This window comes from Streptococcus mitis (genome assembly GCF_000722705.1).
In the GTDB taxonomy this organism is placed as follows: domain Bacteria; phylum Bacillota; class Bacilli; order Lactobacillales; family Streptococcaceae; genus Streptococcus; species Streptococcus mitis_P.
The window spans coordinates 266,418-278,811 of sequence record NZ_JPFW01000009.1 but is presented as its reverse complement, the minus strand read 5'-3'; the positions used below and the strand labels follow the sequence as shown (position 1 = coordinate 278,811).

The 12,394-nt window shown below is 39.6% G+C and carries 10 protein-coding genes; 9 read left to right on the top strand and 1 reads right to left on the bottom strand.

What is annotated here, in order from left to right; translation table 11 throughout:
• The first annotated feature begins 10 nt into the window (after nt 1-10).
• The 6 genes from SK642_RS09160 (at nt 11) to SK642_RS09135 (ending at nt 9,142) form a co-directional block, all read left to right on the top strand.
• The gene (locus SK642_RS09160; RefSeq protein WP_033684486.1) at nt 11-2,656 is read left to right on the top strand and encodes an alpha-mannosidase; all 2,646 of its coding nucleotides are present in this window, start codon (nt 11-13) and stop codon (nt 2,654-2,656) included.
• An 83-nt stretch (nt 2,657-2,739) separates the two neighbouring features.
• Complete coding sequence (locus SK642_RS09155; protein WP_033684485.1) at nt 2,740-3,609, top strand: ROK family protein; 870 nt, start codon at nt 2,740-2,742, stop codon at nt 3,607-3,609.
• The gene (locus SK642_RS09150; RefSeq protein ID WP_033684484.1) at nt 3,603-5,483 is read left to right on the top strand and encodes a beta-N-acetylhexosaminidase; all 1,881 of its coding nucleotides are present in this window, start codon (nt 3,603-3,605) and stop codon (nt 5,481-5,483) included. The genes SK642_RS09155 and SK642_RS09150 overlap by 7 nt, the downstream gene beginning before the upstream one ends.
• Nucleotides 5,484-5,691: 208 nt before the next feature.
• Entirely contained in the window at nt 5,692-6,621 is a 930-nt protein-coding gene (locus SK642_RS09145; protein ID WP_001032151.1) for an ABC transporter permease, read from the top strand.
• An 84-nt stretch (nt 6,622-6,705) separates the two neighbouring features.
• Nucleotides 6,706-7,557 carry a carbohydrate ABC transporter permease gene (locus SK642_RS09140; RefSeq protein WP_235202175.1) on the top strand — a complete coding sequence of 284 codons (852 nt, stop codon included), beginning with the start codon at nt 6,706-6,708 and terminating at the stop codon, nt 7,555-7,557.
• A 103-nt stretch (nt 7,558-7,660) separates the two neighbouring features.
• Nucleotides 7,661-9,142, top strand: a complete 1,482-nt coding sequence (locus SK642_RS09135; protein ID WP_033684483.1) for an ABC transporter substrate-binding protein — start codon at nt 7,661-7,663, stop codon at nt 9,140-9,142.
• Between the two features lie 144 nt (nt 9,143-9,286).
• On the opposite strand, the gene SK642_RS11020 is transcribed toward SK642_RS09135, so the two are convergent.
• Nucleotides 9,287-9,673 carry a hypothetical protein gene (locus SK642_RS11020; RefSeq protein ID WP_235230876.1) on the bottom strand — a complete coding sequence of 129 codons (387 nt, stop codon included), beginning with the start codon at nt 9,671-9,673 and terminating at the stop codon, nt 9,287-9,289.
• A 177-nt stretch (nt 9,674-9,850) separates the two neighbouring features.
• Between SK642_RS11020 and SK642_RS09125 the strand changes: the two genes are divergently transcribed.
• From SK642_RS09125 to SK642_RS09115, 3 genes are read left to right on the top strand one after another with little or no spacing between them, the layout of a single operon-like run.
• Nucleotides 9,851-10,198: a LytTR family DNA-binding domain-containing protein gene (locus SK642_RS09125; RefSeq protein ID WP_033684482.1), complete on the top strand. Its 348-nt coding sequence runs from the start codon at nt 9,851-9,853 to the stop codon at nt 10,196-10,198.
• Nucleotides 10,195-10,944, top strand: coding sequence for a response regulator transcription factor (locus SK642_RS09120; protein WP_033684481.1), 750 nt, complete (start codon nt 10,195-10,197; stop codon nt 10,942-10,944). Before SK642_RS09125 ends, SK642_RS09120 begins: the two co-directional genes overlap by 4 nt.
• A 3-nt stretch (nt 10,945-10,947) precedes the next feature.
• Nucleotides 10,948-12,282: a sensor histidine kinase gene (locus SK642_RS09115; protein WP_033684480.1), complete on the top strand. Its 1,335-nt coding sequence runs from the start codon at nt 10,948-10,950 to the stop codon at nt 12,280-12,282.
• The last annotated feature ends 112 nt before the right edge of the window (nt 12,283-12,394 follow it).

Sequence of the window (12,394 nt, the reverse complement as noted above, 5' to 3'; positions counted from 1 at the left end):
GTTTTACTTCATGGAAAATGTTGTTGTACATATTATCTCACATAGTCACTGGGATCGTGAGTGGTACTTGCCTTTTGAAAGCCACCGTATGCAGTTGGTGGAATTGTTTGACAATCTCTTTGATCTCTTTGAAAATGACCCTGAGTTCAAGAGCTTCCACTTAGATGGACAAACAATTGTCCTTGATGACTACTTACAAATTCGTCCTGAAAATCGCGACAAAGTCCAACGTTACATTGACCAAGGCAAACTCAAAATTGGTCCCTTTTACATCTTGCAGGATGACTACTTGATTTCAAGTGAAGCCAATGTCCGCAATACTCTTATCGGTCAGCAAGAAGCTGCAAAATGGGGCAAATCTACTCAGATTGGCTACTTCCCAGATACCTTTGGAAATATGGGACAAGCGCCTCAAATCCTACAAAAATCAGGCATTCACGTGGCAGCTTTTGGTCGTGGTGTGAAACCGATTGGATTTGACAACCAAGTCCTCGAAGATGAGCAGTTTACGTCTCAGTTTTCAGAAATGTACTGGCAAGGTGCAGATGGTAGTCGTGTACTTGGTATTCTCTTTGCCAACTGGTACAGTAACGGGAATGAAATTCCAGTTGATAAAGACGAGGCCTTGACCTTCTGGAAACAAAAATTGTCAGATGTGCGTGCATATGCTTCGACCAATCAATGGTTGATGATGAACGGATGTGACCACCAACCTGTACAGAAAAATCTGAGCGAAGCCATTTGTGTGGCAAATGAACTCTTCCCAGATGTGACTTTTGTACACAGTTCTTTTGATGAATATGTTCAAGCCGTGGAAGGTGCCCTACCAGAACAGTTATCAACGGTTACAGGCGAGTTGACCAGTCAGGAAACTGATGGCTGGTACACACTTGCCAACACATCTTCATCCCGTATTTACCTCAAACAAGCCTTCCAAGAAAATAGCAACCTCCTAGAGCAAGTTGTAGAACCCTTGACTATTATCACTGGGGGCCACAACCACAAGGACCAGTTGACCTATGCTTGGAAAACACTTTTGCAAAATGCGCCACATGATAGTATCTGTGGCTGTAGCGTGGACGAGGTTCATCGTGAGATGGAAATCCGTTTTGCCAAGGTTAATCAAGTCGGAAACTTTGTTAAGACCAATCTTCTCAACGAGTGGAAGGGTAAAATCGCTACAGCTAAGGCTCAAAGTGATTATCTCTTTACTGTCATTAATACAGGACTGCATGATAAGGTCGATACTGTTAGCACAGTGGTTGATGTGGCGACTTGTGATTTCAAGGAATTGCACCCAACCGAAGGCTACAAGAAGATGGCAGTCTTAACCTTGCCAAGCTACCGTGTGGAGGACTTGGATGGTCGTCCTGTAGAGGCTAAAATCGAAGACCTTGGGGCTAATTTTGAGTACGATTTACCAAAAGACAAGTTCCGCCAAGCTCGTATCGCTCGACAAGTGCGCGTGACCATTCCAGTTCACCTAGCACCGCTTTCTTGGACCACTTTCCAATTGCTGGAAGGAGAACAAGAACACCGCGACGGTATTTACCAAAACGGAGTGATTGATACGCCATTTGTAAGGGTGAGTGTGGGTAAAAATATCACAGTTTATGACAAGACAACTCACGAAGCCTATGAAGACTTTATTCGTTTTGAGGACCGTGGGGACATCGGAAATGAGTATATCTATTTCCAACCAAAAGGAACAGAGCCTATCTATGCAGAGTTTAAGGGCTACGAGGTCTTGGAAAACACAGCTCGCTATGCTAAGATTTTGCTCAAACATGAATTGACCGTGCCTGTCAGTGCAGATGAAAAGCTAGAAGAAGAGCAAAAAGGCATCATCGAGTTTATGAAGCGTGAGGCTGGACGTTCAGAAGAGTTGACAAGCCTTCCTCTGGAAACTGAGATGACTGTCTTCGTTGATAATCCACAAATCCGTTGCAAGACTCGCTTTACCAACACTGCCAAAGACCACCGTATCCGTCTCTTGGTCAAGACTCATAACACGCGTCCAAGCAACGATTCTGAAAGCATCTATGAGGTGGTGACACGACCAAACAAACCAGCAGCTTCATGGGAAAATCCTGAAAATCCTCAACACCAACAAGCCTTTGTTAGTCTGTATGACGATGAAAAAGGTGTGACTGTATCCAACAAGGGATTGAATGAATACGAAATCCTTGGAGACGACACCATTGCAGTGACTATTTTGCGTGCATCAGGTGAGCTAGGCGACTGGGGCTACTTCCCAACACCAGAGGCACAATGCTTGCGGGAGTTTGAAGTCGAATTTGCAATTGAATGCTACCAAGCCCAAGAACGCTTCTCAGCCTATCGTCGTGCCAAATCCTTGCAGACACCATTTACCAGCCTTCAAGTTGCAAAACAAGAAGGCAGCGTGGCTGCGACTGGTAGCCTCTTGAGCCATTCTGTTCTCAGCATACCGCAAATCTGTCCAACAGCCTTTAAGGTAGCTGAAAATGAAGAAGGCTATGTCCTTCGTTACTACAATATGTGTAGTGAAAATGTACGTGTACCGGAAAGTCAACATCTCTTCCTGGACCTACTGGAACGACCATATCCCGTTCATAGAGGCCTCATTTCACCACAAGAGATTCGTACAGAATTCATCAAAAAAGAAGAAATTTAATTTCAAAAAGTAAACATAAAAAGAAAGGAGGGGCGAAAAAGTGAGGACTAAGTACTGATTCGCCCCTTTTTATGGTAAAAACAATGACCATTGCAACGATTGATATCGGAGGGACTGGGATTAAGTTTGCCAGTCTGACTCCTGATGGGAAAATACTAGATAAGACAAGTATCCCAACACCAGAAAACTTGGAGATTTTACTAGCTTGGCTAGATCAACGCTTGTCAGAGCAGGCTTATAACGGGATTGCTATGAGTGTTCCAGGTGCAGTCAATCAAGAGACAGGTGTGATTGATGGCTTCAGTGCCGTCCCTTATATACACGGCTTTTCTTGGTATGAAGCACTTGCCCATCATCAGCTACCTGTCCATCTGGAAAATGATGCCAATTGCGTTGGACTCAGTGAACTACTAGCTCATCCAGAGCTTGAAAATGCAGCCTGTGTCGTGATTGGGACAGGGATTGGCGGAGCCATGATTATCAATGGTAGACTTCATCGAGGTCGCCACGGTCTGGGTGGGGAATTTGGCTACATGACAACCCTTGCCCCTGCTGAAAAGCTTAACAACTGGTCGCAACTAGCGTCAACTGGCAATATGGTGCGATACGTGATTGAAAAATCTGGTCAGACTGACTGGGACGGTCGCAAGATTTACCAAGAAGCCGCAGCTGGTAATACCCTTTGCCAAGAAGTCATTGAGCGCATGAACCGCAATCTGGCGCAAGGCTTGCTCAATATCCAATATCTCATCGACCCAGATGTCATCAGTCTGGGAGGCTCTATCAGTCAAAATCCAGATTTCATCCAAGGTGTCAAGAAGGCTGTTGATGACTTTGTTGATACCTACGAAGAATACACGGTCACACCCGTCATCCAAGCCTGCACCTATCATGCAGATGCCAATCTCTACGGTGCCCTTGTCAACTGGTTACAGGAGGAAAACCAATGGTAAGATTTACAGGACTTAGTTCCAAACAACATCAAGCTATAGAGTTGCTTCAAAAGCACATTTCTCTACCAGATGTGGAAGTAGTTGTCGCTCAGTCTGACCGATCCTCTATCTCTATCAAGGGTGAGGATGGTCACTATCAATTGACCTACAGCAAACCTCACCAACTCTATCGTGCCTTGTCCTTGTTGGTAACAGCTCTAGCAGAAGGTGACAAAGTAGAGATTGAGGAGCAGGCGGCTTACGAAGATTTAGCCTACATGGCTGACTGTTCGCGAAATGCGGTGCTGAATGTGGCTTCTGCTAAGCAGATGATTGAAGTCTTAGTTCTGATGGGTTATTCAACCTTTGAGCTCTACATGGAAGACACCTATCAAATCGAGGGGCAGCCTTACTTTGGCTATTTCCGTGGAGCCTACTCAGCTGAGGAATTGCAGGAAATCGAAACCTATGCCCAGCAGTTTGATATGACCTTTGTGCCTTGCATCCAGACCTTGGCCCACTTGTCAGCCTTCGTTAAATGGTGTGTCAAAGAAGTGCAGGAGCTCCGTGATGTGGAGGACATCCTCCTTATCGGTGAAGAAAAGGTTTATGATTTGATTGACGGGATGTTTGTGACTTTGTCTAAGCTACAAACACGCAAGGTCAATATCGGGATGGACGAAGCCCACTTGGTTGGTTTGGGACGCTACTTGATTCTGAACGGTGTTGTGGATCGTAGTCTCCTCATGTGCCAACACTTGGAGCGCGTGCTGGATATTGCAGACAAATATGGTTTCCACTGCCAGATGTGGAGCGATATGTTCTTTAAACTTATGTCAGCAGATGGCCAGTACGACCGTGATGTGGAAATTCCAGAGGAAACGCGTGTCTACCTAGACCGTCTCAAAAATCGTGTGACCTTGGTTTACTGGGACTATTATCAGGATAGCGAGGAAAAATACAATCGCAACTTCCGCAACCATCACAAGATTAGCCATGACCTTGCCTTTGCAGGTGGAGCTTGGAAGTGGATTGGTTTCACACCCAACAACCATTTCAGCCGTCTCATCGCTCTTGAAGCCAATAAAGCCTGTCGTGCTAATGACATCAAAGAAGTCATCGTGACGGGTTGGGGGGACAATGGTGGGGAAACTGCCCAATTCTCTATCCTACCAAGCCTGCAAATCTGGGCAGAACTCAGTTACCGCAATGACCTAGACCGTTTGTCTGCTCACTTCAAGACCAATACAGGCCTATCCGTTGAGGATTTTATGCAGATCGACCTAGCTAACCTCTTGCCAGATTTACCAGGAAATCTCAGTGGCATCAATCCCAATCGCTATGTCTTTTATCAGGATGTTCTCTGCCCAATTCTTGACAGACACATGACACCTGAACAGGACAAACCGCACTTCGCTCAGGCAGCTGAGATTCTTGCTGAAATTAAAGAAAAAGCAGGAAACTATGCTTATCTCTTTGCAACTCAGGCCCAGTTGAACCAGATTTTAAGTAGCAAAGTCGATGTAGGACGACGCATTCGTCAGTCCTACCAAGAAGGTAATAAAGAAAGCTTGCAAGAAATTGCTAGACAAGAATTACCAGAACTCAGAAGCCAAATTGAACACTTCCATGCCCTCTTTAGCCACCAATGGTTGAAGGAAAACAAGGTCTTTGGCTTGGATACAGTTGATATCCGTATGGGCGGACTCTTGCAACGCATCAAGCGAGCAGAAAGTCGCATCGAGGCTTATCTGGCTGGTCAGCTGGACCGCATCGACGAGCTAGAAGTGGAAATCTTACCATTTACAGACTTCTACGCAGACAAGGACTTCGCAGCCACAACAGCCAACCAGTGGCATACTATTGCGACAGCTTCAACGATTTATACGACTTAAAAACAAGAACATTGTGTCTTATGAAGAGTGTTTCTCGTGAAACATCCCTTTCGTCAAAAGTACTCCACATAAAATAATTTGTGGAGTTTTTTCTATGATTAGTAGCTTAACCTAACCTGTAAATAGGAGTATACTAATAATGTAATCGTTATCAAAAGTCTAAAAAGGAATTTTTAGATGGATATCAAAATAAAAAAGGGAGGAAATTATGAATAAGTTTTCAAAAACCTTGAGAGACAACTGGATCTTTCTCTTGATGGTTTTACCAGGGGCACTCTGGTTGATTCTATTCTTCTACATTCCAGTATTTGGGAACGTGGTTGCCTTCAAAGACTACCACATGACCAGTAATGGTTTCATAGATAGTATCATGAATAGTAAATGGGTCGGACTCGATAATTTCAGATTCTTGTTTAGTTCAAAAGACGCCTTTATTATCACACGAAATACTGTCCTCTACAATCTAGGCTTTATCTTTATCGGTTTGATTGTATCTGTAGGGATTGCCATCATCCTCAGTGAACTCCGTTCTAAGAGAATGGTTAAGATTTTCCAAACTTCTATGTTGTTTCCTTACTTCTTGTCTTGGGTTATCATCAGTTTCTTTACAGATGCCTTCCTAAACATCGATAAAGGGGTCTTCAACCATTTCCTAGAATCTATCGGAATGAAGGAAATCAATTTCTATGCTGACTTGGGTATCTGGCCATATCTCCTACTTTTCCTAGGTATCTGGAAAGGCTTTGGATATAGCAGTGTCATGTACTATGCGACGATTATGGGAATTGATCCAACCTATTACGAAGCAGCAACAGTTGACGGGGCCAGCAAATGGCAACGAATCCGCAATGTAACCATTCCGCAGTTGACACCATTGGTAACTGTATTGACCATCCTTGCAGTCGGAAATATCTTCCGTGCAGACTTCGGTCTCTTCTACCAAATCCCCCACAATGCTGGTCAGCTTTACAACGTAACCAACGTCTTGGACGTTTATGTTTATAACGGTTTGACTCAGACAGCGGATATCGGCATGGCTTCAGCGGCAGGTCTCTACCAATCAGTAGTCGGTTTGCTTTTGGTTATCCTATCAAACTTACTTGCAAGACGAGTTGATCCAAACTCAGCCTTGTTCTAGAAAGGAGGAGAATATGGCAGAAAAGAAAATTAAAAAGAAAAAATTGATAATGTCGGCATTCACTCCTTCAGTAAGAAAGCAGATATCTTCTTCAGTATCATTTCAGGTTTGATCGCCCTATCTTGTATCCTACCATTTGTCTTCGTTATCGTTATTTCGGTGACAGATGAAAAGAGTATCCTCCAAAATGGCTATAGCTTCTTCCCATCCCAATTTGGATTAGACGGTTTTGAGTTCTTGGCACAGTTTAAGGATAAAATCCTCCAAGCCCTCTTCATCTCAGTCTTTGTAACAGTGGTGGGAACTATCACAAACGTTTTTATCACAACAACTTATGCCTACGCTATTTCACGGACAACCTTTAAGTATCGCAGATTCTTTACGATTTTTGCCCTTCTTAGTATGTTGTTCAACGCTGGTTTGGTACCAGGCTATATCGTGGTAACTCGTTTACTTCAACTTGGTGATACAGTTTGGGCCTTGATTGTTCCAATGCTTCTCTCACCATTTAACATCATCTTGATGCGTTCCTTCTTCAAGAAGACCATTCCAGAAGCTATTCTAGAATCCGCTCGTATCGATGGTGCTAGTGAGGCCCGGATCTTCTTCCAAATCTGTTTGCCATTGTCACTACCAGGTATCGCAACCATCACGCTCTTAACAGCTCTTGGTTTCTGGAATGACTGGTTCAACGCCCTTCTTTATATCAAGAGTGACAACTTGTATCCATTGCAATATTTACTCATGCAAATCCAGCAAAATATGGACTACATCGCCAAAGCAGTCGGTCTATCTGGTCAACTGGGCGTTGCTCTACCGAAAGAAACAGGACGTATGGCCATGGTTGTGGTCGCAACCCTTCCAATCGCGATTCTATATCCATTCTTCCAACGCTACTTTGTAAAAGGTTTGACTATCGGTGGTGTGAAAGAATAGTGCTTGTTGAGAAAAAACATTTCTCAGTTCCCAACTTCCCTTGTGTGAAGTTAAGATCATTACATTGTTTATAAGTTTAAAAATAAAAAAAGGAGTTTTTGTCATGAAAAACTGGAAAAAATATGCTTTTGCATCTGCTAGCGTAGTCGCTTTGGCTGCTGGTCTTGCTGCTTGTGGAAACCTTTCAGGTAACAAAAAAGCTGCTGACTCAGCTTCAGGTGAAAAACCTGTTATCAAAATGTACCAAATCGGGGACAAACCAGATAACTTGGATGAATTGCTAGAAAATGCTAACAAAATCATCGGAGAAAAAGTTGGTGCTAAATTGGATATCCAATATCTTGGATGGGGTGACTATGATAAGAAAATGTCAGTTATCACATCATCTGGTGAAAACTATGATATCGCCTTTGCATCTAACTATGTCGTAAATGCTCAAAAAGGTGCTTATGCTGACTTGACTGACTTGTATAAGAAAGAAGGAGCAGAGCTTTACAAAGCACTTGACCCAGCTTACATCAAAGGTAACAGCATTAACGGTAAAATTTACGCAGTTCCAGTTGCAGCCAACGTTGCATCATCTCAAAACTTTGCCTTCAACGGAACTCTCCTTGCTAAATACGGTATCGATATTTCAGGTGTCACTTCATACGAAACACTTGAACCAGTCTTGAAACAAATCAAAGAAAAAGCTCCAGATGTAGTGCCATTTGCAGTTACTAAGAACTTCATTCCATCTGATAACTTCGACTATCCAGTTCCAAACGGACTTCCATTCGTTATCGACCTTGAAGGAGACACTACTAAGATCGTAAACCGTTATGAAGTACCTCGTTTTAAAGAACACTTGAAGACTCTTCACAAATTCTATGAAGCTGGCTACATTCCAAAAGACGTAGCAACAAGCGATACTTCATTTGACCTTCAACAAGATACTTGGTTCGTTCGTGAAGAAACAGTAGGACCAGCTGACTACGGTAACAGCTTGCTTTCACGTGTTGCGAATAAAGATATCCAAATCAAACCAATCACTAACTTCATCAAGAAAAACCAAACAACACAAGTTGCTAACTTTGTCATCTCAAACAACTCTAAGAACAAAGAAAAATCAATGGAAGTGTTGAATCTCTTGAACACTAACGCAGAACTCTTGAACGGTCTTGTTTACGGTCCAGAAGGCAAGAACTGGGAAAAACTTGCAGGTAAAGAAAACCGTGTTAAAGTCCTTGATGGCTACAAAGGAAACACTCACATGGGTGGATGGAACACTGGTAACAACTGGATCCTTTACATCAACGAAAACGTTACAGACCAACAAATCGCAGACTCTAAGAAACAATTGGCTGAAGCTAAAGAATCTCCAGCGCTTGGATTCATCTTTAACACTGACAATGTGAAATCTGAAATCTCAGCAATCTCTAACACAATGCAACAATTCGATACAGCTATCAACACTGGTACTGTAGACCCAGACAAAGCTATTCCAGAATTGATGGAAAAATTGAAATCTGAAGGTGCCTACGATAAAGTATTGAACGAAATGCAAAAACAATACGATGAATTCTTGAAAAACAAAAAATCATAAGATCAATTGATTTCGTGTATTCATTCCTAATTCCTAAAAATGTGATCACTGCCTTCCTTAGTTCTCTAGGGGAGGTAGTGATTTTTTTGGAAGTTTTTGAAGCCATGTATGTTGAGGAAATGTATAAAGACTATCGAGCCTAATTTATTTTAGGTTGTTATAAATACCATCTAAATATGAGTGAATTTCTTGTCGTATAGATTGTAAAGAATGATTTCTAGCTGTATCAATGACACCGAATATTTTGTAATGACTACGGAAAAGTTTATCATAATCAATGTAACTTCCTATGATGATAATATTGGCAAATTCAGAACGGAGTCGTATATCTTCTATATAAGAATACATTGTATTTGAAGATAAAAACATTGATTTTATGATAAAATAGGTAGTAGTGTTATAGGAATAGATGATATGCCTAGAGTCTATAATTCTAGTTTTTGTTGATATGTTTTCTTTAATATAAGAATTGATATTATGTGCGATGATGTATTCTAATAATGAAAAATGTAGAATTTGAATTGTATCCATATTTCCCCTCTTGCTATATCAAAGACATTCGATAGAAGATACCGAAATCTTAGATTGTATAAATTTTAGCATGGAATGTTGAAAATAACCATTGATGATAACTTAGATACCTTTTAAGATTTTTTCCATCATAGGATATTAGTTTTGATATGATATAGGGGAGTAAGGAGGAAAAATATGCAAGAATATATTTTAAACCAAGATGGAGCAGTTGTTAAAGTGCTTCATTCTAAGGTTTACTATGTGACAACACATCCGACGAAGGCACATGCTGTTATTTTTATTACAGCTGATGGAGTATTTGAGAAGTATATGAGTCTAGCAAAAGTTGAGGAAATAAGTCTGGGTAAATTGTTTAGGTGTCATAGGAAGTTTCTTGTTAACTTATCCAAAGTAATGGGATTAAAGTATGAAACGAAAACGATTTTATTTATGGATGAAAGAGTATCAGATATTATCTGCTCTAGAAGATATTTTAAAACTCTAAAAGAAAGATGGTTAAATACAAAAGGAGACGAGAGATGAATATCTTTATATTAGAGGATGATTTTGTACAGCAAACTAGGATGGAAAATCTGGTGCATGATATTTTAGAGAAGAATAATTGGGAAGTAAAGCACTGTGATGTTTATGGCAAACCGAATCAATTATTAGAAGATATGATTGAACGTGGAAGTCATCAACTTTTCTTTCTGGATATTGAAATTAAAAACGATGTTAGAAAAGGGCTAGATATTGCTTTAGAAATCAGAGATAGAGATCCGAATGCAGTCATTGTTTTTGTAACAACTCATTCAGAGTTTATGCCGGTTAGTTTTCAATATCAAGTATCAGCTTTAGATTTTATTGATAAGGAATTACCTGAAAGTGCTTTTAAGGAACGTGTGGAAAGGGCAATCACTTATGTTTACAAGAATAAACATCAACTAATGAGTGAAGATTCTTTTTTGTTTACAAATTCTAAGGCGCTCGTTCAGGTTCCGTTTTCGGATTTGCTTTATATAGAAACGTCAATGATTCCTCATAAACTGGTTCTTTATTCTATGAGAGAAAGAATAGAGTTTTACGGTAAAATTTCTGATATATTGAAGCAAGAACCAAGATTGATTCAGTGTCATCGTTCTTTTATTGTGAATCCTTATAATATCTCTTCAATAGATAAGGAAGAAAAACTAGTCTATTTGAAGAATGGTGCAAGTTGCCTAGTATCTAGGTTAAAAATGAGGGCATTGCTGACCATAGTTAAAGATTTACATGATAGTAAGGAGTAGTAAATGTCTTTTGTATTAGTATCTTTGAATTTTTACATACTTTTATTTCTTCATGCAAAAATTTATGGCTATCAATTGACTATAAAGAGATTTTTAGGGTTACTGCTTTTCTATTTTTTATTAGAGTTTTTACTTATAATCTTGATTAAAATGTTATATATTCCTGTTGTTATTACAGTATTAGATTATCCCATCTTTTTTATTACCTACACATTTTTCTTGGATAAACATAAATATAGTATAACATCGCCACTTTTTTATGCTCTGTTTCCTATCACATTTTGGTCGATTATCTATGATTTTTTTGTTGATTTTATTATTCCTAATTTTGCTAGTTTAACAGACATATATGCTTATTACGATGCTACAATTTTCTCAATTTTAGCAGGTCTTCTATCTTTGCTTATAATAAAAGTTTTTCAGTATGATTTTAGCTATTTAAGAAGTAAAGTGTTGGATAAAAATCTAGATAGAATAATGAGGATTGCTAATACTGCAATGTTGGGTTATTTTATCTTGGTTCCTTTTATTGGTTACATTAAAAACAGTCTGAATTTATCTATAAATCACTATCAAGGAGCTATAACTGCAATCTATTTCTTTTTATTTATCTATTTTGTCAATATATTGGACAGAAATGTACGTGAGGAATTGCAAAAAGATTTAGTACTACAAAAAGAGATTCAACTTCAAAATCTTACTAGCTATAGTAAACAAGTAGAAGGGCTTTATCAAGAGGTTAGAAGTTTTAGGCATGATTATGCAAATATCTTAACAAGTTTGAAGATAGGAATAGACCGAAAAGATATTAATTTGGTTGCTCAAATTTATGATAGAGTCCTGAAAGAATCGGGAAAAAGTTTACAAGATACAAAATTTGATGTAGTGAGATTGAGAAATATAGAGGATTTATCGTTAAAGAGTCTATTAATCTCAAAATTATCCGAGGCTCAGAGTTTACTAGTGCCAGTTTCTTTAGAAATAGAAAAACCAATTGCTATCAAAAAGATTGAGGAAATTGATTTTTTGACAGTTGTTTCTATATTGCTAGACAATGCGATAGAGGCTGCTGTAAGCACCACTGTCGAGGAACCTCTAAGTGTTTGTTTTTTTGAAGATAGTAGAAGTAATAAGCAAGTTTTGATTATCCAAAATCCTACTCGAGATGGAGAGATTGATGTTACAAAAATATTTGAGAGAGGAATGTCATCTAAAGGGCAGAATAGAGGAGTTGGTTTGTCTAATGTTAATAGTATTTTGACAAAATATCCAAATATCATTCTAAAAACCACAAGTTCTAATTTTATATTTAAACAAGTCTTAGAGATAGAAGTATAGGTGAGGATGGGTGACTCACCAGTTAAAGTTTTGTCTTTATCCAGTTTGATTTTTACCATAGTATGCGAGGTATATTAAATGAATAAGAAATCCTTTTTTATCATCTGCTCTA

What these genes read in the sequence shown, in the direction of transcription:
- SK642_RS09150 (WP_033684484.1), top strand. Translation starts at nt 3,603, where the DNA reads ATGGTAAGATTTACAGGACTTAGTTCCAAACAACATCAAGCTATAGAG.
- SK642_RS09115 (WP_033684480.1), top strand. Translation starts at nt 10,948, where the DNA reads ATGTCTTTTGTATTAGTATCTTTGAATTTTTACATACTTTTATTTCTT.
- SK642_RS09160 (WP_033684486.1), top strand. Translation starts at nt 11, where the DNA reads ATGGAAAATGTTGTTGTACATATTATCTCACATAGTCACTGGGATCGT.
- SK642_RS09125 (WP_033684482.1), top strand. Translation starts at nt 9,851, where the DNA reads ATGCAAGAATATATTTTAAACCAAGATGGAGCAGTTGTTAAAGTGCTT.
- SK642_RS09145 (WP_001032151.1), top strand. Translation starts at nt 5,692, where the DNA reads ATGAATAAGTTTTCAAAAACCTTGAGAGACAACTGGATCTTTCTCTTG.
- SK642_RS09155 (WP_033684485.1), top strand. Translation starts at nt 2,740, where the DNA reads ATGACCATTGCAACGATTGATATCGGAGGGACTGGGATTAAGTTTGCC.
- SK642_RS11020 (WP_235230876.1), bottom strand. Translation starts at nt 9,673, where the DNA reads ATGGATACAATTCAAATTCTACATTTTTCATTATTAGAATACATCATC.
- SK642_RS09135 (WP_033684483.1), top strand. Translation starts at nt 7,661, where the DNA reads ATGAAAAACTGGAAAAAATATGCTTTTGCATCTGCTAGCGTAGTCGCT.
- SK642_RS09120 (WP_033684481.1), top strand. Translation starts at nt 10,195, where the DNA reads ATGAATATCTTTATATTAGAGGATGATTTTGTACAGCAAACTAGGATG.